Source organism: Catalinimonas alkaloidigena (assembly GCF_029504655.1).
Lineage (GTDB): Bacteria > Bacteroidota > Bacteroidia > Cytophagales > Cyclobacteriaceae > Catalinimonas > Catalinimonas alkaloidigena.
The window spans coordinates 304,176-329,689 of record NZ_JAQFIL010000001.1 but is presented as its reverse complement, the minus strand read 5'-3'; the positions used below and the strand labels follow the sequence as shown (position 1 = coordinate 329,689).

Sequence of the window (25,514 nt, the reverse complement as noted above, 5' to 3'; positions counted from 1 at the left end):
TAAAGGTAGTTTAACAATCAGCAGATTTTTGCTGCTATTCATTTTCTACCTTTGTTGCATGGACTCCCTGAAGGTTACCCCTTTATCAATATTTTTTAATCAAATTCTTCTAATAATCTTTCGGCTTTAGAGGCATAGGAAGAAGAAGCGTTTTGCAGTTCATTCAAAATTCTCTCAGCTTCAGCCTTCTGGTTCACTTGCAGGTATATTAAGGCTAAATACCATTGCGCTGGCATAAAATAGGATGAATTACCCTTCGCCACTACATTTTGCAATTGAGGAACTGCCTCCTCTATATTTCCCAGAGCCATAAGGTTCACTGCACTGTAGAACAGGATGGGGACACTATCTGGCCGTGCTTCCAGCGCCTGCGCAAATAATACTGAAGCCTGCTGATGTTGTCCATCATTGTACTGTTCCATCGCAGTGTTGATCAATTCCTGCTCTGGTAGTTCGGTACGGACCGTCAGATTATCCGGGGGCAGGCTAAAGTGCTCTGCATACAATTGCTGAGGGTCTGCTGAGCCATTTTGAAAGAAAAAATAAGCAGCAGCTAATAGCAAGAGACTTAGGCTCGCTGCCACCAGCCAGTAGCGTTTGAATGCAGAAGGCTGGTTTTGGTTTGTATATTCCAGATGTGCATCCTCTAACAAAGCACGAAAATCTTCTGCTTCACCACTATACATATTGCTGAGTTCACGCATCATCTCTACTCGCCTCTTAAATACCGGGTCAGAAGCAAGACGCTGCTCTACCTTTACATACTCAGCCTTGCTTAAAGCACCACAAAGGTATCGCTCTGCAAGTTCAATGTCTTTTTCCTCTATCATTATCTTCAGTGCTCAGTAAGTTCATCAAAAAGTATATCCTGCTCAATGGAGCTGATGAGTCTCTGTTGGCAGATGTGTTTTCTTTTTTTTGCATAGGCGGGGCTAAACTTCATGCTTTCAGCAATTTCTTTTAAAGATTTTCCCTGAAAGAAAGCTTTCAGTATCTGCTGGCAGTCTTGCCCTAACTTATTCATATGCTCCTGAAAAACCATCCTTCGCCTGGCATAAGTCATATCTTCAATCAGTTTATCGCCCAAATCATCGGTACTTTCTGCATCTTTAAGCATGCCTCCACCCCTTTTTTTACGGCGAAGCGTCATAAGCCAGATATTTCTGGCAATGGCATAGCAGTATGTTTTCAGACTACACTGAAAACTTAATGAGTCACTGCTAAGCTTTTCATAAATTACCATCAGCGTTTCCTGAAAAATATCTTTAGCTTCTTCTTCACTCCCATTATTAGAGATGACAAGCTTACGAATTACAGGATAATACTCCTGGTAAAGATGTCTTAGTACAAGCGTATCATGCTGCTGAATGCCTTTGAGTATCTCTTGCGTTGATTTTAGCTCCAAATCTTATGGTTAGTTGATCGTTGAAGGAGAAGGTTACCTTTGGAAGAAGATTTTTTTCACTGCCAAAAGGCTAAAGAGCAAAATTATCAATACACTACCTATCCAGATATAATTTATCCAAGAGCTATGATTCTCCAGCGGTTGGGTATTTCCTTGTACTATAAAGCCTGCCCAATAGAACGGATGGGCGAAGAGTTCATTCGCTTCGCCCAGGTACCGCAGCTTGGCATTTTGCATTGCCACATCTTTATCATGCCCGCCAGCAATTTCTTCGTAAAAGGCTTCCATCAGATCGGCAGTGGCTCTGTCCTGAGCGGGCCAGAGGCTCATCACTACACTAGGGCAACCGGCATAGGCAAAAGCCCTTCCCAGGCTCATTACGCCCTCTCCTCTTTGTATTTTACCATAGCCGGTATTACAGGCCGAAAGCACTACCATTTTTGCGTCCAGTTTCAGACCATAGAGTTCCCATGCATACAGATTTCCATCTTCTTCAGTTGAGGCTGAGGGGGTAAAAAGCAATCGGGAGTTCATAGGATACTGATCGTCTACGATAGCATGGGTCGCCAAATGCAACACCTGATATTTAGAAGCTTCCCGTTTGAATGTAGCCTCATCAGCATCCCTACCTTCGTAGTAGTTTCCCTCCATCCAGCGACCAATAGCCTTGACTTCCCTGACTGTACCTCTGAGCTCTGCTAAAGTGCCCCTTACTGTGTCTTCAATCTGAAGCGGATTTTTGTCCGCGGAGGCCAAAAGTGGTGTAACCTGATTAAACTCAGGAGCAAAAGCCAGATAGCTCACAGCTTTATTTTCCATCTTTTGCTCTCTCTGCATCTGCATAAGTGTAGCAGAAAACTGGTAGTTGAGCTGATGTTCCCGCACCAAATAGGGTAAAGTACGGTAGCCAGCCCCCTGCACAACTTTTTCTTTCAACAATACTTCAAAAGGCAGGTAGCTGAGCTTACCATCCGGGATAATAATGAGCTTTTTGTGCTGAAGTAAAGCTTCGGAAGGCATAATAAGCTTTGAATATACTTTGTGGGCAGGACTGGCAAACTGATCAATAGAGCGTTTTTCAGTAATTGCAGAGCGCACCATGTCCAGCGCATCCTGAAGTTGATGGGTATTAGGAATCTTTTCTAGTTTCGCGCTTTCCTGCGTAAGGGTAATTTTGTAAATATTGCTATCACCCTGCAGATAAGTCAGCATGGCCTCATCAGGCCTGAGCATTTCTTCCTGCACCTGGCTTAGACTCATTACCTCTGCCTTGTATTTCAGGGCATGGTATTCGGGATAGTCGGCAGCAATTTTTCTGATCAGAGAATCGTATGATTGTTTTATGCTAAAGGCCTTACTACGCCATTCCTGCTGGGCACTATCGGCTCTGCGCGTCATATTTTCATAATACGACAAGTCCAGCATCATTTGCTTTTCCTGCTGCAGGATAGCATCCGGTACAGCGGCAAAGTTACGGGCATCAGCCTCTCGCAGGGCAGAAAGCAATTGCAATGCTTTACTTTGCTCCATCATGCTAAAGGCCGCTTCCACCCATTTTTTATCCTGGTCTATACGATGCAGATCGTACAATATAGAAAGCGCATCTTCATAAACCGGCAAATGATCTTGTAGCGGATTACGGTTAGAGCCATCCTGTAAATAGAGTACCCGCATACTATCCACCATAGCGGATGCAAAATCCAGATGCGAAAGTGCTAAGTGTAGATCTTCAGCATTTTGTGTTTTGCCAAAACGTTTACGTAAACTCAAAGCTTTGTACCTCAGCGTAGTAATCAAAGCTGGCGTGAGGTGAATGCCCTCTTTAGGAGGGAGTTTTTCAATTAATTTTATATTATAATCAGCTGTAAGGCATGCTAATGAATGCTGATAGTATTTAAGGGCCTTATCATACTCCCCAAGCTGCATATTGACATCTCCCAGCAGGCGGTAGGCATCTGCTACAGCAGGGTGCTTATCTCCCAGACTTTGCGCCAGATTGGCATGAGCTTCTTTCAATAATTTTTCAGCTTGATCGTAGTTTTGATTTTCCAGATGAGCCTGCGCTAGTAATAGCTGCGTATCTCCCACTGATGCCCTCTTGGTATTTTGCATGACTAAATGTAGCCGAAGTGCCTGCTGATGATAATTTATGCTTGCATCATAGTCCTGTCTCTCCCGCATTACTTTTCCCAGGCTGTTTAGCACCAACGCCTGTCCATTCAGAGCATCCTGCGCCTGGTACCTTTCAGCAAGTTCTTTAAAAGTAGCTACGGCCTTCAGGTAAGCGTTTTGAGCGGCAGAAAAGTCTCCGGTATAATAATAAGCATCTCCCAAAGCATACAAAGATTCTGCGACTCTCAGATTATTTTCTCCATAATTCGCTTTTAGCATGTCATAGGCTTTGTGCGCATAGCGAATGGCTTTGTCGTAGCTACCTTTGACATTGTAGCAATGCGCTAGGTTAAAATAATCTTCCGCAACCCAACGATGGTCATGACCAAAGTTGGAAATGTCTACTTCCAGCGCATTTTGATAGTGGGCAATGGCAGCATCCAGATCTCCTTTACTCAATGATACCTGTGCCAGGTTGAAATAACTGACTGCCAATTCAGGATGGTTCTCTCGCAATACGTTCTCTTTGATCTTCAAGCTCTGATGATGATAATCCAGCGCCAGATCGTACTGTTCCAGATCCTGATAGGTATTGGCAAGGTCATTATAGTTACGAGCCATCTCAATACTCTCACTCTTACCAATTTCTTTGAGTATATCATTTCCTTTCAGAAAAGATTGGATGGCCAGTTCGTTGGAATGATCTAAATTATTATAAATGGCTCCTATTGCAGCATAAGTATTGGCCACTGATACATGCTGATCTCCCTGTATTTTTTTATAAATGGCTATTGCTTTCTGGTAATGCGTTAAGGCCGCAGGATAATCGGCTTTTTGTGAATAATTATAAGCCAGAATATAGTAAGCTTCTCCCGTCTCATAAATATGTTCCGGAAAATGCTGTTGAGAGATTTTCAGTGCCTTCAAAAGACGCTTTTCCGCATCTTCATATTTACCTTGATCTGAACGTATGCCTCCTACTCCATAAAGGCACATCATCACCCCCTGCCAGTCTTTTTGCTGCCGGGCAAGCTTTTCTGTGATTTCAAAATAGTACAGTGCGCTGTCATACAGGGCCTGATCCTGGTACCGTTTGGCCTTTGTATAGAGTTGCTCTACCTGAGATGCATCCTGAGCGAAGCCTGCGTTAACAGTAGCAAATGATAGCAACAGAACCGTACAACATAAAAAGACAAAAGCACGCTTAGGAAACATAATGGGTGAGACTTAAATAAGATCTCACCTAAGATAATAAAAAACGTGCTTTTATACGATATACAGCGCTTTTCTTCAGAATTTCACACCCATATCCAGGCTTAGCATATCATTTTTGATAATAATGTCTCCTACATTGGGCTCAAACTGGTTCTTCACTACGTTGATCAGCCCGCGGCGATACGTTAAGCCTCCGTACACAGTAGTGCTGTAACCTATTCTATACTCCAAGCCTGTCCCCAGCAATACGTTGGAGTCAAAAGACCGAAAGTCCTCTATGTACCTTACCTCATCAGAGAGCTCGTCTTCCAGAATTTTTATGTCTGCTGTCAAACCTACCTGAAAATAAATTCGCATATCTAAGGCTACCTCGTTGGTAAAAAGCTTGAGTGTAGCTGGTACCTGTAAATAGTGCAGTCGATAAGCTTCATCAATGTTATTAGTAGCATCTTCTATGCCCACGCGCTTGGGAACAAAGAATAGACCGGTACTGAAATAATAGTTTTCCTGAAAATAAATATCACCTAGTAAGCCAAATATTCCCCTGAAGCCCGTTCCATCAGGAGAAAGTGCCACACTAGCTTGATCGTCATCTATGCGGTTAAAAGATAACGAGGGCGAAAACTGCAGCCCCAGTTCTACCTGAGACCAGGCGGGAGTGGCTAAAAGTGTGAGTAAGAGTGCCAGAACTATTGAATTTTTTCTGTTCATAAAAATGATAGTTTTGCTTTTGTCGTTATTAAGCTGATTTGCTAAGGTCAAAATTTAGATTAATGAAGTACATATATATAATTATATATCTTTTTTGTACACTATTGTTTTCATGTAGTAGTGATTCCTGCGATGAAGGACCGAATATTTCGGGCATTCCCATGGAAGTTAATATACAAAGGTTGGATCAGGAAATGTTTGATTTGGACAATAGGGAAGAAATTTCCGGTTTTCTGGACAGATATCCGCTTATGACAGAACATTTCCTGAAAGCTGACCAATTCCCCCATGATTCCATTCTGGTAAATGAGTTGGACAGGATTATTCATGATCCCCACGTAGATACACTTTATCAGCAAACACAAACAGCTTTCCCTGACCTTGAGATGCTGGAAAGCCAGTTTGAAGACGCCTTCCGACATATTAAACATTATTATCCCGCCTTCACACCCCCCAAAGTATATGCGACCTTTACAGCCCTAGCCACCGTAGGAGCAGATTTATTTGTGAGTGATGAACTGATTGTGATCAGTATTGAGCACTTTTTGGGCGAAGATGCCCGTTTTCGTCCGCGAGTTTATGATTATATCATTAACCGCTACCGTCCGGAGTATATCGTACCCAATTGTGTGATGTTGCTTTCTAATAAGTGGAACCAAACCGATATGGAAGACAATACACTGCTGGCAGAAATGGTGTATTATGGAAAAAGTTATTATTTCACCCAAAAAATGATGCCCTGCCTGCCTGACACTGTACTTACCGGATATACGGATCAGGATTTAGCGATTGCCGAAGAAAACGATCAGCTGATATGGTCGCACTTCATCAACCGTGAACTGCTGTACGAAACCAGCCACATCATCAAACCTCGCTATGTAGGTGAAAGGCCAAACGTAGCTGAGATTAACGCTAAAATACCGGGTAGGATTGGGCGATGGCTGGGATGGCAGATCGTCCAAACGTATGTCGATAAAACAGATACTTCTGTACAGGCAGTCATGAGCAATGCTGATGCTCAGGAGATATTTACACAGGCAAGGTATAAGCCTTAGCAACTTTTTCAGCCTGTTCTTTTTCTATCTGAACCAATAACCTGTCAACCAGCAACTGGCGGTCAAACTCCTGCTCGGCCAGATTTCGGGCATTGCTCTGGTAATTGTCCAGCAGGCTGCGGTCGTTGACAAAAGGAGCAATTTTTTTGACAAATTCATCAGGATAGTGAGGATTGGCATAAAAGCCACATTGGTTTCCTTCCAGCAGCTCTTTCATCCAACCCGAGATATTGGTGACACAAAGCTTACCGGCAGCTAACGCATCAAAAAGCTTATTGGGGCTACAACATTTTAAAACGGGGACGTCGGCAAAGCTGATGTAAGCCGCATCGGTAATATTGAGGAGTGATAAAAGGCCATATTTGTTATGGTAAGGGACGAAGCGGACATTGTCCAGGTTTCGTGTAGCAGCCTTTTGCCGTATAGTTTCTAACCGGTTGCCTACACCCGCAATGAGAAACACTACATCCAGCAGCATTTGCTTTTTACAGGCTTCCGCTGCCTCAAGCAGATATTCTAACTGATTGACTTCTCCCACTGCGCCGAAGTAAGAGACGACAAACTTGCCCTTTACATCAAATTGTGCTTCGTGATAAGTATTTTTTTCGGCCTTTCTGAAAAACTTACAATCCGCAATATTAGGAACTAAGGCTACCTCCTTATGAGGCACCAGTGTAGAAATGTGACGCTGGCTGTCTGCAGACAGCGCAATAATAGCCTCGGCATTATGATAAATTTTCTTTTCAAGGCTATATAATTGATATTTTAGCCAGCTTTTACGCACTACCTTCATCTGAATGGGAGCCTCCGGCCAAAGGTCACGAACTTCAAAATAATAGGGAATCCTGAACTTCCACTTAAGAAAGAGCGCTATGAGTCCGGTGGTAAGAGGAGTGGACGATACATAGCAAACATCTATTTTCTCAAACGCTGAGATTTTGATGCAAGCCAGCACGACAAAGCTCAAAAAGGCTTTGATACGCTGAAAAAAAGTAAAATTCTGGTCATAGGAAACTGGCAAATAGTGGACATGAATGCCATCAATAAACTCTTTCTTATAACGGTCACCCTTGTAGGCCGTCACCAAATCCACATGATGCCCCGCATCAACCATGCCCTTAGCCAGGTAGTAAGAACGAATGGCTCCCCCCTCTTCAGGAGTTCTAAAATACTGGTGAATATAAAGTATATGCATATCAGCGATCAGCAGGGCCTATACCTGCTAAAAATTAGAAAGACGTATTCGCAAATTACAGTGAATATTACATAAAGTCGAGACTCTGTATCTTAATTATTTACCAATCCCAATTTTTTTCCCAGAAGTTTCAATTGACTGCGCAAACCTGTCCGAAGGGTTCTCAGGGAAAGTGAATTTCCAGCCAGGAGGCTAGCATCCATACTGCCCATAGCCCCTGATTATAGTCTTTTTTCTTCTGTAAATGTGCCTGAAGCATATACTGAACCTGTTCGTAGGAGATATGTTCATATATCAACTGCTCCCTGCGTTGAAGGCTATGACGAATGTACTCAGTTTCATCATGGTGTAGCCATTGCCCGAAGGGAAGCCCGAAGCCCTCTTTGGATCTTGTACTGAATACCTTTCCTCCTCTTTTCTCCAGTAACCTCTTGAGTATCCATTTTTTTCCATGCTTCATCCGGAAGCCTGCTGGTAGGGAGCGCACATAGTTTGTCAGAGGCAAATCCAGATAAGGCATACGCATTTCCAGGCTATGAGCCATGCTCATATTATCTGATAGCGCCAGCACGTCAGCCGGCAGGTAGTTGCTGAGATCGTGCTCAAGTGCTGCTCTAAGCCACCTTTCTTCAAAATCAGTGTGACCACCGGCCTCAGAATTCTTCAGGGAAGATAGCTGTTGTGAGTTTTGCAAGCCTGAAGTCTGTGCAGTAAAATTAATGAAAGTCAGGGCTGGGTCTTTCTCCATACTCTGTCCCAGCTTTTTGAGTAGCCGAAATTGCTTACGAAGGGGGTGAGCAAAGCCAGTTGGTAAGCAGTTTGTACCATTTTTTACAAAGCCACTAAACTTCACCACTATATCATAATATCTCAAATACTGACGATAAGCCTGATGACGATTGTAGCCTGCGAAAAGCTCATCGGCTCCGGCGCCGCTCAAAGCTACGCCTGCCAGTTTTTTAACCTCTGCGGAAATCATAAAGGTCATAAATGCTGCACTATCCCCCACCGGCTGATCTATGTGTGTCAGAAAATCCTGATGATGCTTCCTCAGCATCTGGCTTTCCAAAGTCAGCTCATAGTGACGACTCCCGTACAATTCCGCTGCCTTGCGGGCATAATAATAGTCTCGGGTACCAAAAGCCGCTTCTTTTTCGCTATTAATGATAGAAAAGGTAGGCACCGGATGTGCCCCCTGTTCTTTGATCAGGCTCAACAATAATGTAGAATCTACACCTCCGCTAAGCAACAGTCCTGAAGGTACATCACCAACCAAATGGTTCAGCACTGCATCCTGGAGCAACTCTTCTGTATTCTCCATCACCTCAGCTTCTGAAATTTCACTTTTCCGAGTAATTTGACCAGCATAAGAACAGATTTCAGGCACTTTTTCACCATTGATTTCCATGTAACTTCCTGCCGGTAGCTGGTACACTTTTTCAAAAAAAGTATAAGGAGGGTTAACGTAGCGAAAGCACATATAGTCCTGCACTGCCGGGGCGTACAGCTTTTTTTCTAGCAGCCCGCTGCTGGTAATGCATTTTGCTTCAGAAGAGCAGATGAAATACCCCTGATCATTCGTGTAAAAGAGAGGCTTCATGCCGAAACGGTCACGAGCGAGCAACAGCTTTTGCTTCTGGCTATCATAGAAAAATAGCGCGAACATGCCATTCAGCTTATCTAATGCTGCTCTCCCTTCGGAGATCAGTAGGTACAATAATACCTCGGTATCGGATTGAGTAGAGAATTGTACACCTTGACCGAGCAGTTCATTTCTAAGTTCATAGTAATTGTAGACTGTACCGTTGAAGCAAAGCCAATACCTACCATCAGCCGAAACCATGGGTTGGTTAGCACTGTCCCTGGGATCAATGATTTTGAGGCGATTACTTCCTAGATGCAAATTCCCTCCCCGCATTGGCAGACTCTGCGTTCCCTGAGCATCAGGACCTCGGTAGGCAGATACATTTAACATTTGGATTAGAGGAGTAGGTTTTGCTGCTGCTAACTGAAGCTTTTTATCAAAAATCAGGTGGATTCCACACATGCTAATTCGCTAAAATTGATGAATGCTGATTTAAATCAGATGCAATTAGAGACAAATGAATTGACAAATACACAAAAAAAGGAGATTTCTTAGCGATTTTGTTAAAATAGCAAAACGCAAAAAAATAGATTTTACCATTTATCCAATTCAAAATTATATTTTGATATTTTATATAATATCAATTACTTTTACCAATATTTTCTATAATATCAGTACTTTATATTATAATATTCCATTTATATAAAAAGCATTTTCGTGCTTTATAATATCTCGCTACAGTCCTAACAAAATACTATGAGCAAATCCACCATTTCCCGGCGTGCATTCCTGAATCGTGTGTCTGTGTTGGCCGGGGCCAGCTATCCAGCGATGGTAGCCATGGGTATGATCCAGAAAGCCCCTAACCACCCCTTCAAGCTACAAGGTAAGGTTAACGGTACTAAAGTCATCATCTTAGGTGCCGGCCTGTCCGGTATGACCTCCGCTTATGAAATGAATAAGCTGGGTTATGACTGCACCATCCTGGAAGCTCGTAACCGTCCCGGAGGCAGGGTGTGGACTGTAAGAGGCGGAACTCAGGAAACTGAAGAAGATGGATCACCTCAAAGCTGTAAGTTTGATAAAGGCCACTACCTCAATGCCGGAGCAGCCCGTATCCCTCACCACCATGAAATTACTATGCACTACTGTCGTGAAATGGGCATTCCTCTCCAGATTTTTAATAATATTAATGAAAATGCTTTTCTCTACAGTGAGGGTAGCGGATCGCTTTCTAATAAGCCTGTCCGCATCAGAGAGGTCAAGTATGATATGCAGGGTTATATCTGCGAGCTTCTCAACAAAGCTATTGATCAGGAGGCGCTTGATTTACCTATGACCAATGAAGATAAGGAAAAGCTTATTGAGTTTTTGCGAGTGGAGGGTGGTCTGAATCCCGACATGCTATATACCGGTGATTCCAGAAGAGGCTATAAAACGCCTCCCGGAGCAGGTAACCAGCCGGGAATTCCCGCCGATGCTTATGAGCTGATGGACCTGATCAATTCAGGCTTCATTGACCCGGCCATGTCTAACCTGCCTGTCTACACCCATGACCTGCAAATGACGCTTTTTGAGCCGGTGGGAGGTATGGATCGCTTACCTTATGCACTGGCAGAGCAGGTGAAAGACAATATCCGGTACGAGTCGGTAGTCAATGAGATTCGTAAGGAAGAAAAAGGAGTGAGGGTCGTTTACACCTCTAATGGTAAAACGCAGGAGATCAAAGGAGATTACTGCATTTGTACCTTGCCTCTTCCTGTCCTGGCTAATGTAAAGAATGACCTTTCCTCCAATGTTCAGCGGGCCTGTGACTTTATAGATTATAAAAAGGCCTGTAAAATAGGTCTACAGTTTAAGCGCCGCTTCTGGGAAGAAGACGAAAATATTTTTGGTGGGTTATCCCGTACCAACACCACCATCACCCAAATCATGTACCCTAATTATGATTATCTGGGCAAAAAAGGCGTACTGAAGGGTTTCTATAACTTTAGTGAGAAAGCTGAATATACCGGAAACCTTTCCCTGAAAGAGAGAGAGCAACTGGCGCTGGAAGAAGGAAGTAAACTTCACCCTCAGTACAAAGACGAGTTTGAAAACTCTTTCTCTCTGGCCTGGCATAAAATACCTTATAGCAAAGGCGGCTGGGCAGAATACAATGAGGCTACCCGACAGCGTTTCTATCCTGACCTGATCAAGCCAGATGACAATATTTATCTGGCAGGCGAACACACTTCTTACCATACCGCCTGGATGGCCGGCGCTTTTGAATCAGCCCGTCGTACCGTGTCTAGTATTCATGCCAGAGTGACCGAAGGACAGGCACAGTATAGATCTCAAGAGTAAGGCATACTCACAGAACAATTAATCTTAAATAATTTATGATTAAAAATTTTATTTTGAATTAATAAGATTTTTCAAACTATTAAATTTTATTTTTCATAAATTTACATAAAAAATTACGAGCGGCGCATCGTTCAATCACTTACGTAATCTTTAAAGTCAAAATCTATTAAAAATGTCTACACAGATGAATAGAAGAAACTGGTTAAAATCCGGAGCTATGCTTGCCGGAGGGCTTACTTTTGGCTCTTCCATGAAGTGGAATACGGCTCAGGCTGCTAACGAAATCGCAGCACAGCTCTATATGCTTCCTCAGGAGCAGGTAGGTAATATGGTAATGGCTAGGCCGGAAATGAAAGCCCGCCTGCTGGCCAATGAGAACCCTTTCGGTCCCTGTAAAAAAGCGCGTGAAGCATTGGTTTCTGAGATTGACTCAAGTTTTCGGTATGGCTTTGAAAAGAAATCGGAGTTTGCTAAGCTATTAGCCGATGACTTCAAGCTTTCCAAAACGGATGAAAGAGGTAGAGGAGGCTCTCGCCCCACACAACTGATGCTGGGTGCCGGTTCTACCGAACTCTTGCTGGCAGCCTCCATAGTTTACGGACAAAATGGTGGCCGTATACTCTCCGCTGACCCTACGTATATGTCGCTTATCCGTACTGCCCAGAACGTAGGTGCTGAGTGGGATACTGTTCCCCTGACTCAAGATTATAAGCATGACCTAAACGCGCTTGCCGATGCGGTATCAGATGAGCACAGCATGGTGTATATCTGTAATCCTAATAACCCAACCGGTACCACTGTAGATCCGGAAGAGCTGAGATCTTTCTGCAAAGAAGTTTCTAAGAAGAAGCCTATCTTCATTGACGAAGCATATATTGACTACACTCCCGATCCGGTCAAATACTCTATGGCGGACCTGGTTGCTGAAGGTTACAACGTGATCGTTACCCGTACCTTCTCCAAACTACACGCCTTCGCTGGCCTGAGAATCGGCTATACCCTGGCTCAGCCTGAAGTAATTAAAGAAATGTCCAAGTACAGCAATGGCAACGGAAATATTTCATCTACTTCTATGGCAGCGGCTATTGAGTCTTACAAAGATGCTGAATATCAGAAGTACGCCAAGGAGATGAATGAAAAATCTAAGCAGTTCCTCTACAAAACACTGGAAGACGCAGGCTATGAGTACATCCCTTCCGATACTAACTTCGTACTCTTCCCTGTTCGTCTGGATAGCGACCGCTTCCGTGGCGAGATGATGAAAAGAGGTGTAGGCGTAAGAAGCTGGAGCTTCAGTAATCAGGAATGGTGCAGGGTAAGTATCGGTACCATGCAGGACATGGAATACTTTGCCGAAGCATTTAACGAAATATCTTAAAAACCTTCTTCATATCAGTCTAACTTACTGGTGTAAAAAAGCTCGCTTGGTGTCAGGCGGGCTTTTTATTTATCAGCTAAGCCTTTACTTTTGTGCCAAACCTGTAGCGACTTGGATTACGCATCACTATCAAAAACTTTGGCACTCAACACCGGCAGCTTACTTTCTCTGCTGGTCATGATGCTTCCTTTTCTCAGCTTTTTGCTGCTGATCACATTCGGAAGAGGAAGAGAAACCTGGGCCTGGCTGAGTACCGGTATTCACCTGGGAGCAGCCGTAGCCTCTGCCCTGGTATTTACTTCTGTATGGAACGGAGAAACAATTCATGCCCGTACGGTATGGTTTCAGCTCACTACCGACGGTTTTCAATACTCTTTTACGATTGGGCTACTGATAGATAAAGTAGCCTCCCTCATGATGCTGGTCGTTACGATGGTTTCCGCTTTGGTAAACCTCTACTCTATTGAGTATATGCGGGGCGATAAACACTACACTCGCTACTTTGCCTACCTCGGCCTGTTCACCTTCGCTATGCTGGGCGTAGTGCTGATGGATAATCTGCTGCTGATCTTCGTCTTTTGGGAACTGGTAGGGGTTTCTTCATATGCGCTGATTAGCTTTTGGAACGAAAAACCAGCAGCCCTTCAGGCAGGGAGCAAAGCTTTTATCATGAACCGCATAGGTGATGCCGGATTCCTGGTAGGCATTATGATTCTCTGGTCACAGTTTGGCACACTAGATTTGCAGGTACTGGAGCGGCTCATGCAGCAGTCGGTACTTACCAAAGACGGGTACTGGCTGAGTTATTTCAGGATAGGTGAGCAGATTTTTGAGAACTCGGCCCCAGCCCACTGGCTTACCCTTGCCGGTATTGGTTTATTCTGCGGCTCGGTAGGTAAATCGGCACAGTTTCCCCTGCAAACCTGGCTACCCGATGCCATGCAAGGTCCTACTCCTGCTTCAGCACTTATCCATGCTGCTACAATGGTTGCTGCCGGTGTGTACCTATTAGCCAGAGTCTTTGTATTATTAGATGGCGACGCACTAACAGTTATCGCTTTTACCGGAGCTATCACAGCTTTTATGGGCGCGATCGCGGCACTTGCCCAGCATGATATTAAAAGGGTGCTGGCTTTCTCTACAGTATCGCAGCTAGGTTATATGATCATGGGGATGGGCATAGGCGCATATGATGCAGCACTCTTTCACCTCGTCACGCATGCAGCATTTAAGGCCTGCCTGTTCCTGGCGGCAGGCTCAGTCATTCATGCACTGCACCAATTGGAACATCATGCGGAGGGGGTGCACTTTGACGCTCAGGATATGCGGATGATGGGGGGGCTTAGAAAAAGAATACCTTACACTTTTTCGGCTTATCTGATTGCAGCTTTATCACTGGCAGGGGTACCATTGTTCTCAGGCTTTTTATCCAAAGACGCAATTCTGGCAAGCACCCTTGCCTGGACTGATGCCATTGCACCACCACAGCTCAGCTTTTATTATCTGGTACCGGCACTGGCTTTTATCACTACTTTTCTCACAGCCTTATATATGGGGCGACAGCTGCTACTCGTCTTTTGGGGAGAGTTTCGGGCAACGAAAAAATACGCAAGACTACAGGCAGTACAGAGTCAACTTAAGGAGTCTCCGATACTGATGATCATACCCCTGATGGTATTGTCAGCACTCTCCATAGGTTTTGTGTATTCTCTCAATCCGCTGGAAGGCAGCATGAGTTGGATCACTACCCAGCTGATTAGTCCGATACTGGCGGTGCCCGGTGATTTCAGGTATCTGGAAGAAATCATCATCCTCAAAGATAACTGGCACTTCTTTACTAGCGTACTGGCGTTAGGCTTAGTAGCAGGCGGAGTGGGGCTGGCTTACTTATTTTACCGGCCAGGGGGAAAGTTTGCCAAAAATTATGCATCATATGATAAGCAGAACAAAGGACTAAGAAGCATTTCTTTCCAAAACTGGTATCTGGATAGCCTTTACAGATTTGTGGTGATCACTCCGATAATTCGTATATCCGTTTTTATCCATCACTTTGACCAGAAGGTAATCAATAGCTTTATAGATTTTCTAGGTGTTTTTCAGGTTGTATTTGCCCACCTGATCGCCTGGTTTGACCATTACGTTATAGATGGGCTGGTAACACTTATGGCTAAGCTCTCCTCTTTTATTGGCTGGCTGGCTCGTCCCGCCCAGCAGGGAAAAATTCAGACCTATTTTATCATCACTTTATTAGTGTTCATCGCCTTCTTATACTGGTTGATCCTATGACAGCTGGCACTCTGATCAGAATTGAAAGAAACACCTACCTGAGCGAAGAAATCGCAAGCTTACGAGCTATTCAGGACCTTACGGCATATGAGCACCTTTCTCCCTATACTCAGCAAACGCTTGCCTTCTGCCATGCCTGGCTTAGTGGACAGTCCTCTTTTGAAATAAATACTTCTGGTTCTACAGGTACGCCAAAGAAGATCCTGATCAGCCGCGAGCAGATGCAGCACAGTGCACAGGCTACGATTTCTACACTAGGCTTAAAGGCAGGAGATCAGGCGCTTGTCTGCATCAACACAGCTTATATCGGCGGAAAAATGATGTTAGTCAGAGGCCTTGAACTGGGGATGCCCCTCACAGTTATCCCTCCTTCATCTAAGCCCTTGGAAGCGGTAGATGAGCCTATAGATTTTACGGCCCTGGTGCCACTCCAGCTTAAAAGCATGCTTGAAGCTGATGATCGTAGGTTTAAGCATAGCCTCAATGCTATGAAAGCCATACTGGTGGGCGGCGCTCCAATTGATGCAGGCCTGGAACAATCAATCCAAGATCAGCTCAAAGCGCCGGTTTACAGCACCTATGGCATGACAGAAACAGTCTCCCACATTGCTTTGCGAAAGATTAATGGTCCAGAAGCATCGGATGTGTACGAAGTACTGCCAGGAGTAGAGATAAAACAAGATGCAAGAGCCTGTATTTCTGTTAAAGGCAAAGTCAGCGGAGAGCAGTGGCTGCAAACCAATGACATTGTGGAGATGCTTGATTACAGGCATTTCCGCTGGCTCGGCAGGTTGGATAATGTGGTCAATAGTGGCGGGGTAAAATTATTTGCAGATAAGCTGGAAGGGGCGCTACAACCTGCAATAGAAGCATTTAAAATTGCTGAACGTTTTTTTTTAGCCGGACTGCCCGATGAAAAACTGGGAGAAAAGCTCTGCCTTATCATAGAAAGAAAAAACCATTTACAGCTTGCTCAGAAAGAAGACCTTATAAAATGGATGAAGGCGCAGTTGCATCCTTATGAAGTCCCTAAGCAAATTATTCAACTTCCCGAATTTATCCTCAGTCCCAGCGGTAAGATCAGGCGAAAGCATACGCTAAAGCTACTTCAAGCTGATTCTAAATAAAGGCCAAAGCACTATAATATCATATCGTTCACTTGGAATAGACCGAAAAACAGCTAAATTCCAGCATAAATGGTCATGATAAGAAGATTGTTGATTGATATCCTCTTGGCCTATGCAACCTGAAAACAACATTAGCAAGAACGACACATATCCAATAAGTGATGGTTACGATCTGGAGTCAGTAGCATCAGATGTCAATGCAATTCGCCATCTCATTCTTAACGAAAGTAGTGAAGAGCTAGAAGTAATTAGCAAAAAGGAATGGCAATTTATCGCTGACGAATATGCTTTTATCGGTTTTCTGATCAATCAGAAAATTATTTTGTACTGGGTAAAAGGCAACGTAAGAAAAAAGCACAGCAAGGCGGTTTATGAACGCATGAAAAAAGTTGTCGCTTTTGCTGATCAATCTCAACAGCTTTATCATATACTTGACCTTTCTAACATCAATGCGTTTTCTCTCTCGGCCCGCAAGGTTTATGAAGACATCACCAATGCACTCGCTCCTCATTGGAAACACAGTTATTATGTCTTATCTGGCTTGGGGACAACCATTTTCAGAATCTATACCAGCATCCATCCCGGTTTTTCCGATAAGGTCACCTTAGCCAGGTCTCTGCCCAAAGCTATCCATATTATCTTAAGAAAAGAACATTCAGAACAGGCGAGGTCTAAACGCCATTCAGATACATCTTTTGACCCCCATCAGGCAAGTCATCAGGAGCTTTTACAGGAATACCTGTATTTGACAGATAAGCACGAAAAGCTTCACTATCTCCATAAAAACAGGGCTCAGAAATTACTAGAGATGGTTGGGAGAATGACCTGGCACAAAGACTTTGATACCACAGACTTTCACACTGACTATAATGATGCTTTTTACAATGTATTTGGCGCATTAGCACTGCTGCAGTACGACATGAAAGAGATTTTCAATCAACAAAAGAGAGCCAACCAAACCCTGGAAAGAGAGGTCGCCACAAGAACCTCTCAGCTATCCTCTGTTATTGAAAATACTTCGGAAATGATCATGTCGGTTAACTGCAACTGGCAGGTACAGGTGATCAATACAGCATTTCAGAGACGTTTTCACGAAGCTTACGGGCAAAACCTAAAGAGCGGGGATTTTTTGCTTTCCAAATACCCTGAGCATATCAGAGACTTCTGGCAAACTCGCTTTGAAAAAGCATTTCGTGGAGAGGGTTTTAGCGAGATGATTGTGGAAATGGTAAAGCAGGAAAAAACTTTTTTCCAGATTACGTTCAACCCAATCAAAACAGAGCAGGAAGTAAGAGAGGTCTCATTATTCGGACAGGATATCACCACCCTTAAAAAAGTTGAAGAAAAAGCAAAAGAATACGAATACAACCTGATTAAGGCACTTAAAATCGCTGGCGCTGCCAGCTGGGAATTTGACCTGCAAACCCGTATGATCAAAATCGGTAAAGAAGGACTCAACGTAATAGGACTCCCTACAGATGAAGATCTTATCCTTAGCATGGAAGAATTTGTTGAGCGCTTTCTCTACCCTGAGGATATTTCGTTCTTACAGGAAAGGCTAGCCTGGGCTGAGCAAAATGAAGGAGACCCTCATTTTCAGGATCAGTTTCCCTATCGCCTCTATCACCAAAATGGAACGCTGCTCCAATTCATGCTATACTCGCATTACAAGGCTAATGCGCCAAAGGTAATCTTCGGGATATCTCAGGATATTACTGCCCAGAAAGAGGCGGAAGAGCAACTGCTCCAGCAAAACCTGGCACTCAAAAAAGTTAATGGTGAGCTGGACCAGTTTGTCTATAGTGTGTCTCATGATCTCAGAGCCCCCCTTTCTTCCGTATTAGGCCTTATCCATATTGCCCGGGAAGAAGAAGACCACTCCACAATAATGCACTATCTGGACCTGCAGGAAAAAAGCATACTGAAGCTAGATAGCTTTATCAGAGAAATCATGGACCTTTCTAAAAACGCACGCCTAACTATTCAGAAAGAGGCTGTTGATTTTCAGAAGCTTATAGATGAAATATTTGAAGAGCAACAATATGATCAGGAAAGTCACAGTATTAAAAAAATTAGCGAGATTGATCAAACATTAGACTTTTATTCTGATACCCGAAGGATACGAGTCATACTTAGAAATTTGATTTCTAATGCTTTACGTTATGCCAACCTCAACCAGCCCCAACCCTTTGTAAAAGTATGTGTTCAAGTCAACCGGAAAGGTGCTAAGATAGCGGTAGAAGATAATGGTGTAGGCATAGATAATGAACATCAAGCCCGTATATATGAGATGTTCTACAGAGCCAACCAGAATAAAAGCGGTAGCGGGCTAGGTTTATATATTGTCAAAGAAACTGTTGATAAGCTTAACGCGACCATTGATGTTTACTCTGAGCCTGGAAAAATGACTAAGTTTACTGTTTACCTCCCTACACTGGACTAGCTATTACAAAATTGCTAACTTACTTACTACTTCACCCATTGATTAATAATTCGCTGTGGACGGGTTGACTCAATATTTTACACATACTTACGAAAAGGGATCGCTGTATGAGAAGGAAAAAGCCAGAGTTTTAGTAATTGCTTGCCTTATTACTATTCCTTCTCTTCTAATCGGTATCATTATTCATATTGCTGATGCCAAGCCCTTATTGGTGATATTTGGAGACCTGATCTTCTTATTGTCTTCTGCATTTGCCCTATATTTAATCAAAACCTGCCGCCAAAACATTGCCGCTCATATTTACCTGATATGTCTCGTTAGCATCATCATCATCCATAGTATACTTACTGACTATTTTTATGCCCACGACCTTACGTATTACCGAATACTTGAAACTACCCTTCTGTTTACCTTGTGTATACTCTGCGTAGCGTTTTTTATGCAGCAAACTTACCAAATGCTTATCGTTTGCAGCTTAGGTTTTGTGTCTATCGCCATTCACTACTTTATCATTGCATACAAGACATCTATACAACCTTTTGATACCCATCCGTTTTCCCTCCTCTTTAGCTACATGATGATTTTCGCAATACTAAGCATTATTGCATATCGTATGTTAAAGACCTTTACTAACCTTATTCAAAGACTTGAAGCAGAGTCACTCAAGGTAAAAACGTACAATACTGAGCTGGAAAGCATGGTTTCTGAACGAACGCAGGCTCTGGAATCTCAAAATCAGATAATGAAAAAGATTAATCATGAGCTGGATCGTTTTGTTTACCGGGCTTCTCATGATCTCAGGGCGCCACTTACTTCTATCCTTGGCCTCATTCACCTTGCCAAACTGGAAAAAAACATTGATAAGGTAAAAGAGTATCTTTTGCTTAAAGAAAAAAGCGTCAAAAGGCTGGATGGGTTCATTCAGGATATCGTGCATGTAAGCAAAAATGCCCGCACAGAAATTCAACAAGTGGAAATTGACTTTTCTGACATAATCCATATGATATTTGAACAATTAGACTATATGGATAACTCAATCCACATAGAGAAATACGTCAGTATACAACAGCACAGTCCATTTTATTCTGATAAACACAGGCTGAGCATTATTGTCAGCAATTTGTTGTCCAACGCTATTCGCTATTCGGCTCCCCACCGTAGAAAGTCATTCGTAAAGATCAGGGTTACTACAAAAGATGATATGGCTATGCTGGAAGTAGAAGACAATGGCATGGGTATAGCAAAAGATCACCAGAACAAAGTTTTTGAGATGTTTTTTCGGGCCAATCAGGATGGCATAGGCTCCGGCCTGGGGCTTTATATCGTTAATGAAACATTAGAGAAACTTGAGGGTAGTATAAGTGTAGTGTCAACCTTAGGAAAAGGCACTATATTTACAGTTAAAATACCTAATAAAATTCCATGTCGCTCATTAAATCCCGTATTAAACAAATAGAAATCATTTTTCAAACCCTGGTAGTACCTCCTCCCTACGCCCACGAGTATCGCCTGAGCATTGACTTCTCCTCTGCCCAGCTTCAAACTTCTTTTCAGATCAAATATACTGAACGTGAGCAGCTTAGTGAGGAAGAAATTATAGAAGAAGGCTTTACGCTTTATGATGATTTTGAGTGGAAAGGCTCGCTCCCTAAGCCCTGGAAACCTGCCATCTTAGATGTAGTAGCCAGTACCAATCATCTTTTTGAATCGCCAAAACCAGATAGCCAGCAGGTACTTGAACTTAAGCTGAATTACGAAAATGATGAGACAGAGAAAGGTATTCCTGACAATATAGAGGGTTGGGAATACTTTACGCAAGAGATTATCCAGGCAATTTATGAAATCAGCAAGAAAGAACTTCCTTTGAAGATAAGTTATGTAGAACTAGGCGCTAACGATAAGCAAACAATCAGTGTACAGCCTCGCTTCAGCCATCGTTCTCTTACCGTGATGAGAGAGAAAAATGGAAAGAAAGAAGAGAAAACACTCAAGTGGGAGCAGCTTATGCCTCTTCTACAGACTGTCTACCTGCCTGATTATGATCCTGAAAAAGCTAAAAACAAGCTTCCCAATAAGCCCGGAAAGTATATTGATCAGGGAGATGGACTTTGGTACAAGCTAGGAACTGCAGTGAGCAACCCCAGTAAAAAAAAGGATGCAGTGGGTGAAATGGAGAAGATGTTCAGAAGCTTTTTCTGAAAAACTACAAATTCTCTTTCAGCTTCATCACTTCCTGCTGCAGCTCTAATACGATGGACGTGAGCCGGGGTAAATCTATCGCTTCATTGTTATCCCGAACAGGAGAAAACTGATAAGGATCATCAGCAGAGATATATAAGACCACTTCCCATGCTTCCACCTCCTTACCCAGTACAGGCAGGCTAATGCGCTCATAAGCCGGATGATTGGCTTCCAGCAGTAAGTTTCCTGAGCGGGCAATATGATTATAAACGCGACGGAAAAGAATACCTTCAGTTCGGGTAATCAGAATATGCGGTTTACCATCTTTAAGCTTTTGGATACTTTCTATCCTACATCCTACTGCTATTGCTCCCTTTTTTAGGGGCCGCATAGCATCATCAATGATCTCAAAAGCACGGTATTGGTCGGCAGATGAAGGTAGCGGGAGTGTTAGTTCTGGCAAAGTTTCCAGATATTCTCTTTCCACTGCATTATAGAAATACTGCTTAAACTCACCTTCCACTACTAAGCGCACACGCTGCAAAGCCTTTTTGCTCTCAGAAGCTGGAAAATTAATTTTCCTGGGAGGCAGATAAGGTCTTTTAGCTGGTGGTTGATGAGCGTATGTATCTGATTCATCTGATAGCTTGTTAGCTTCCCGGCTAGCGGACTTCCCTTCTCCTGATAAATGCTCACCATAAAACGCGTCATCTGCCTCCTCTTCATGAGTTTGCTGCATCCTGGTATGGTGGGTCCCAGAATGGATATTCCCAGAATGGATATTCCCAGAATGGATATTCTCAGAATGGATATTCTCGGACTGGATAGTCCTGGACTGGCGAGTCCCAGAATGGATATTCCCGGACTGGCCAGACTTCTGGGGTTCTCCGAGGGGTTTACTCAGGGGTTTGGAAACCAACTGATCCACCGAGACGTTGAATAGTTCGGCTGCTTTCACCAGCACCTCCAGCCGGGGGTTGGCCCTGGCTTCCTCATATGCTCCTAGCAAGGACCGCTTAATACCCAGCTTTTGGGCCATTTGTTCTTGTGTAAACTGGTACTTTCTTCTGAGGTACCGGATATTTTGACTCGCCGTATTCAAGGCAGTTGGTTTTGATTAGCAATTAGCTAAAGTACTTAGTAAGTATACAAAAAGTTTCCCTTTCTACCCGAAAATGAGTTTAAACAAAGATAAAAAACAAACTTCAGCCAAAGATAAAGTAAAGCAAGGAGAAAGGCTTTCACTAAGAGAAAGATTTCAGGCGCTACAGCACTTGCCTGCTTTCTTCCGCTTAATATGGCAGGTAAGCCCTAAAATGTTTACGGCCAATGTGATCTTGCGTGTGGTGCGAGCTGCTATTCCGGTTACAACCTTATACATTGGTAAACTCATTATTGATGAAGTCGTAAGGCTAACTCAAGCTTCCGGAGAGGCTGAGCTCACATTACTTTTTACCTACATAGGGCTGGAACTATTACTAGCGATTGTTTCAGATGCCATCAACCGGGCTACTGTACTTTTGGATAGTCTTTTGGGCGATAAATTCGCCAACGAATCTTCTGTACGGCTGATGCAGCATGCTGGTTCACTAGACCTCGCCCAGTTTGAAGACGCAGATTTTTATGACAAACTGGAGCGGGCTCGTCGGCAAACAGTAAGGCGTACTACGCTAATGACACAGGTGCTCAGCCAGTTTCAGAGCATCATTACCATTGGTTTTCTGGCTGCCGGATTGGTAGCTTTTAACCCCTGGCTCATTTTACTCATACTGGTAGCGGTAGTCCCTGCATTTTTGGGAGAATCACATTTCAATGAGCGTAGCTACTCGCTCAATACCCAATGGACACCTGAGCGAAGAGAGCTGGACTATTTCCGCTTTATCGGCGCCAGTGATGAGACAGCTAAAGAAGTAAAAATCTTTGGTTTATCAGATTTTCTGGTCAAACACTTCAGCAGATTGGCTGATAAATACTATTTGGCCAACCGCAAAGTAGCCATAGACCGTGCCCGCTGGGGGAGTGTGTTTGCCACCATCGGCAGCGCCGGGTATTATGGCGCCTATGTCATGATCATTCTCCAAACCGTAAATGGCCAGCTTAGCATTGGTGACCTTACTTTCTTGGCTGGCTCTTTTTCACGTTTGCGTACGCTGCTTGAGAATGTTCTGAACCAGTTTTCTAGCATGGCAGAAGGAGCGCTTTATCTGCAGGATTTCTTTGATTTCTTTGAAATGAAACCCCTTATCGCGGTAAATGACAAATCCTTGCCTGTACCTCAGCCCATACAAGGGGGCTTCACCTTTGAAAAGGTAGGATTTAAATACCCTAACACAAATATATGGGCAGTAAGGAATCTATCTTTTACGCTTCATGCCGGAGAAAAGCTGGCTCTGGTGGGAGAAAACGGTGCTGGAAAAACCACCATCATCAAACTAATTACTCGTCTTTATGACCCTAATGAAGGAAGAATATTACTTGATGGCCGTGATCTTAGAGAATATAACCCTGCAGAACTACGGGAAGCCATTGGTGTGATCTTTCAGGATTTTGTGCGTTATCAGATGAATGCTTCCACAAATATTGCGGTAGGGAAAATAGAAGAAAAAGATAATCGCCTCAAAGTAGATGATGCCGCATATCGTGGCATGGCTGACCAAGTAATCAGTAAGTTGCCCAAAGGTTATGAGCAGATGATTGGGCGTAGGTTTGCGGAAGGGGTCAACCTTTCGGGAGGGGAATGGCAGAAAATCGCTATCAGCCGGGCTTACATGCGAGATGCTCAATTGCTGGTTTTGGATGAACCTACTGCTGCATTAGATGCCCGGGCGGAGTACGAAGTATTTCGTCGTTTTGCCGACCTGACTGAAGGCAAAAGCGCGGTCTTAATTTCTCACCGCTTCTCCACTGTTCGCATGGCCGACCGGATATTGGTACTGGAAAAAGGAGGTTTACTGGAGATAGGCACTCATGAAGAGTTGCTGATTAAAGGAGGGAAGTATGCTGAACTCTTTGATTTACAAGCCCAGGGTTATCGCTAGGCGAAATTCTAGCAGATGGCCTTGCATAATTAAGCAGATATTGCGTACATTTGCAGCTCATTTAAGAAAAGCCTTCTACACTAAGGCAATCTTGAAGGTCTCGCAGACCAAGGGGATGAGAGTTTTGCAAATACTCTGCTCTTTAAAATTTTGGTCTCGTAGCTCAACTGGATAGAGCAACTGCCTTCTAAGCAGTAGGTTCCAGGTTCGAGTCCTGGCGGGATCACTTGACAATCAGCCACTTACGATCAAAATTGTGAGTGGCTTTTTCTTTTTCACCAACAATTTCACCAACATTCTTAGTTTATAACTCTTTACTCATCCTATTCATAAAAGAAATATAAGGCTATAAATCTTTTCAATTACATAACAACTTCTATGGCCAATAAAACACCTTCTCATAGGCTGCAATGTTCTGAAAAAGATTAGATGTGAAAGTCAAATTAATTCTTATTGAACAGAAATTAAGTCATAAAACTATACCTGAGTAAGGTACCCATTTGTTCTGTCTATTTGATTTGCCTTGTCTATGTTTATTTAAGGGTTATGAAACTCATTACCTGGAATACGGCTGGTCGCAAAAAGAAATTACCTTTCCAATTTGAAGCTATTCTTACGCATAAACCGGATTTTATTGCATTACAAGAAATTAAGGCCTCTACTCATGATCTATGGTGTGGAGTATTAGAACAAGAAGGTTATCATGTGACCTCTACAATTCATCACTATGATCCTGAACTTCCTAAATCCAGGAACAACTTTGTGATGATTGCTGCCAAAGAAGAGATATACCCTACAGACCAACCCAAATTGATCTGGCCCGAGAAGGCTTTGACTGTGTGTGTGCCAGCCTATGACAACCTTGAAATAACTACCACGCACATTCCACCCGGAGCCTCCAATGGATGGATAAAGATTGAGACCTTTGAAGGTGTACATCATCATCTGACCTGTGTTTCTGATACCCCTGCTATTCTTTGTGGAGATTTCAACTCTCCCCAAACTGAACTTTGCGATGGTACACTGGTCACCTGGGGGCAAAAAATTCGTAAGGATGGTAGTATCCGCCTTGCCAGGTGCAGAGAGCAGGGAAGCCGATGGCATGATGGTGAATATGGCTTGCTGAAAGGACTAGAGCCCTATGGTTTTGTGGATAATTATCGTACAATTCAGGGCTACAATGTGCACGACTACAGCTGGCATGTGGGACACAGCAATAAAGTGGGAAGGAGGTTTGACCATATTCTATCTAAAAACCTCACCATAGTAAACTGTTACTATGACCATAATGTACGTACAAACAAGCTTAGTGATCACTCAATGATGATCAGCATATGGGAATAAGCTTCTATGTCTTAAAATACACCCACCGAGTAAAATAATAGAGAGTAAAAGCTTGATTCCATTAATATTAATTAAAATTAACGGTTTAAGGTG

17 protein-coding genes and 1 tRNA gene are annotated in these 25,514 nt (G+C 43.3%); 11 read left to right on the top strand and 7 right to left on the bottom strand.

What is annotated here, in order from left to right; genetic code table 11:
* Window positions 1-95: 95 nt before the first annotated feature.
* The 4 genes from OKW21_RS01330 to OKW21_RS01315 form a co-directional block, all read right to left on the bottom strand.
* Window positions 96-830, bottom strand: a complete 735-nt coding sequence (locus OKW21_RS01330; protein ID WP_277476561.1) for a tetratricopeptide repeat protein — start codon at window positions 828-830, stop codon at window positions 96-98.
* Between the two features lie 5 nt (window positions 831-835).
* Entirely contained in the window at window positions 836-1,405 is a 570-nt protein-coding gene (locus OKW21_RS01325; protein ID WP_277476560.1) for an RNA polymerase sigma factor, read from the bottom strand.
* A 33-nt stretch (window positions 1,406-1,438) separates the two neighbouring features.
* A complete protein-coding gene (locus OKW21_RS01320; protein WP_277476559.1) occupies window positions 1,439-4,732 on the bottom strand; it encodes a CHAT domain-containing protein in 3,294 nt (1,097 codons plus the stop codon).
* 75 nt (window positions 4,733-4,807) lie between these two features.
* Window positions 4,808-5,443, bottom strand: coding sequence for an outer membrane beta-barrel protein (locus OKW21_RS01315; RefSeq protein ID WP_277476558.1), 636 nt, complete (start codon window positions 5,441-5,443; stop codon window positions 4,808-4,810).
* Window positions 5,444-5,505: 62 nt separating this feature from the next.
* Between OKW21_RS01315 and gldB the strand changes: the two genes are divergently transcribed.
* Entirely contained in the window at window positions 5,506-6,498 is a 993-nt protein-coding gene (gene gldB, locus OKW21_RS01310; protein ID WP_277476557.1) for a gliding motility lipoprotein GldB, read from the top strand.
* Here gldB and OKW21_RS01305 read toward each other — a convergent pair.
* Complete coding sequence (locus tag OKW21_RS01305; protein WP_277476556.1) at window positions 6,473-7,693, bottom strand: glycosyltransferase family 4 protein; 1,221 nt, start codon at window positions 7,691-7,693, stop codon at window positions 6,473-6,475. The two genes, gldB and OKW21_RS01305, sit on opposite strands and share 26 nt — an antisense overlap.
* Window positions 7,694-7,856: 163 nt before the next feature.
* A complete protein-coding gene (asnB, locus tag OKW21_RS01300; protein ID WP_277476555.1) occupies window positions 7,857-9,740 on the bottom strand; it encodes an asparagine synthase (glutamine-hydrolyzing) in 1,884 nt (627 codons plus the stop codon).
* A 294-nt stretch (window positions 9,741-10,034) separates the two neighbouring features.
* Here asnB and OKW21_RS01295 point away from each other — a divergent pair, with 294 nt between their 5' ends.
* From OKW21_RS01295 to OKW21_RS01265, 7 genes are all read left to right on the top strand, one after another.
* Window positions 10,035-11,624, top strand: coding sequence for a flavin monoamine oxidase family protein (locus OKW21_RS01295; protein ID WP_277476554.1), 1,590 nt, complete (start codon window positions 10,035-10,037; stop codon window positions 11,622-11,624).
* 184 nt (window positions 11,625-11,808) lie between these two features.
* On the top strand, window positions 11,809-13,002 hold the full coding sequence (locus OKW21_RS01290) for a pyridoxal phosphate-dependent aminotransferase (RefSeq protein ID WP_277476553.1): 1,194 nt from the start codon (window positions 11,809-11,811) through the stop codon (window positions 13,000-13,002).
* 138 nt (window positions 13,003-13,140) lie between these two features.
* On the top strand, window positions 13,141-15,288 hold the full coding sequence (gene nuoL / locus OKW21_RS01285; RefSeq protein ID WP_277476552.1) for an NADH-quinone oxidoreductase subunit L: 2,148 nt from the start codon (window positions 13,141-13,143) through the stop codon (window positions 15,286-15,288).
* A complete protein-coding gene (locus OKW21_RS01280) occupies window positions 15,285-16,415 on the top strand; it encodes an AMP-binding protein (protein ID WP_277476550.1) in 1,131 nt (376 codons plus the stop codon). The genes nuoL and OKW21_RS01280 overlap by 4 nt, the downstream gene beginning before the upstream one ends.
* A 112-nt stretch (window positions 16,416-16,527) precedes the next feature.
* Window positions 16,528-18,858: a PAS domain-containing sensor histidine kinase gene (locus tag OKW21_RS01275; RefSeq protein ID WP_277476549.1), complete on the top strand. Its 2,331-nt coding sequence runs from the start codon at window positions 16,528-16,530 to the stop codon at window positions 18,856-18,858.
* A 55-nt stretch (window positions 18,859-18,913) separates the two neighbouring features.
* Entirely contained in the window at window positions 18,914-20,314 is a 1,401-nt protein-coding gene (locus OKW21_RS01270) for a sensor histidine kinase (protein ID WP_277476548.1), read from the top strand.
* Window positions 20,281-21,057: a hypothetical protein gene (locus OKW21_RS01265; RefSeq protein WP_277476546.1), complete on the top strand. Its 777-nt coding sequence runs from the start codon at window positions 20,281-20,283 to the stop codon at window positions 21,055-21,057. The genes OKW21_RS01270 and OKW21_RS01265 overlap by 34 nt, the downstream gene beginning before the upstream one ends.
* A 4-nt stretch (window positions 21,058-21,061) precedes the next feature.
* Here OKW21_RS01265 and OKW21_RS01260 read toward each other — a convergent pair whose 3' ends face one another.
* Window positions 21,062-22,141, bottom strand: coding sequence for a helix-turn-helix domain-containing protein (locus tag OKW21_RS01260; protein ID WP_277476545.1), 1,080 nt, complete (start codon window positions 22,139-22,141; stop codon window positions 21,062-21,064).
* A 73-nt stretch (window positions 22,142-22,214) separates the two neighbouring features.
* Between OKW21_RS01260 and OKW21_RS01255 the strand changes: the two genes are divergently transcribed.
* From OKW21_RS01255 to OKW21_RS01245, 3 genes are all read left to right on the top strand, one after another.
* Window positions 22,215-24,077 carry an ABC transporter ATP-binding protein gene (locus OKW21_RS01255; protein ID WP_277476544.1) on the top strand — a complete coding sequence of 621 codons (1,863 nt, stop codon included), beginning with the start codon at window positions 22,215-22,217 and terminating at the stop codon, window positions 24,075-24,077.
* A 152-nt stretch (window positions 24,078-24,229) separates the two neighbouring features.
* Window positions 24,230-24,303, top strand: a tRNA-Arg gene (locus tag OKW21_RS01250).
* A 320-nt stretch (window positions 24,304-24,623) separates the two neighbouring features.
* Window positions 24,624-25,421, top strand: a complete 798-nt coding sequence (locus OKW21_RS01245; protein ID WP_277476543.1) for an endonuclease/exonuclease/phosphatase family protein — start codon at window positions 24,624-24,626, stop codon at window positions 25,419-25,421.
* Window positions 25,422-25,514 lie beyond the last annotated feature (93 nt).

Coding starts and splice junctions, on each gene's coding strand:
- OKW21_RS01280 (WP_277476550.1), top strand. CDS start 15,285: ATGACAGCTGGCACTCTGATCAGAATTGAAAGAAACACCTACCTGAGC.
- OKW21_RS01255 (WP_277476544.1), top strand. CDS start 22,215: ATGAGTTTAAACAAAGATAAAAAACAAACTTCAGCCAAAGATAAAGTA.
- OKW21_RS01265 (WP_277476546.1), top strand. CDS start 20,281: ATGTCGCTCATTAAATCCCGTATTAAACAAATAGAAATCATTTTTCAA.
- asnB (WP_277476555.1), bottom strand. CDS start 9,740: ATGTGTGGAATCCACCTGATTTTTGATAAAAAGCTTCAGTTAGCAGCA.
- OKW21_RS01245 (WP_277476543.1), top strand. CDS start 24,624: ATGAAACTCATTACCTGGAATACGGCTGGTCGCAAAAAGAAATTACCT.
- OKW21_RS01290 (WP_277476553.1), top strand. CDS start 11,809: ATGAATAGAAGAAACTGGTTAAAATCCGGAGCTATGCTTGCCGGAGGG.
- OKW21_RS01315 (WP_277476558.1), bottom strand. CDS start 5,443: ATGAACAGAAAAAATTCAATAGTTCTGGCACTCTTACTCACACTTTTA.
- OKW21_RS01275 (WP_277476549.1), top strand. CDS start 16,528: ATGCAACCTGAAAACAACATTAGCAAGAACGACACATATCCAATAAGT.
- OKW21_RS01320 (WP_277476559.1), bottom strand. CDS start 4,732: ATGTTTCCTAAGCGTGCTTTTGTCTTTTTATGTTGTACGGTTCTGTTG.
- OKW21_RS01305 (WP_277476556.1), bottom strand. CDS start 7,693: ATGCATATACTTTATATTCACCAGTATTTTAGAACTCCTGAAGAGGGG.
- OKW21_RS01330 (WP_277476561.1), bottom strand. CDS start 830: ATGATAGAGGAAAAAGACATTGAACTTGCAGAGCGATACCTTTGTGGT.
- gldB (WP_277476557.1), top strand. CDS start 5,506: ATGAAGTACATATATATAATTATATATCTTTTTTGTACACTATTGTTT.
- OKW21_RS01295 (WP_277476554.1), top strand. CDS start 10,035: ATGAGCAAATCCACCATTTCCCGGCGTGCATTCCTGAATCGTGTGTCT.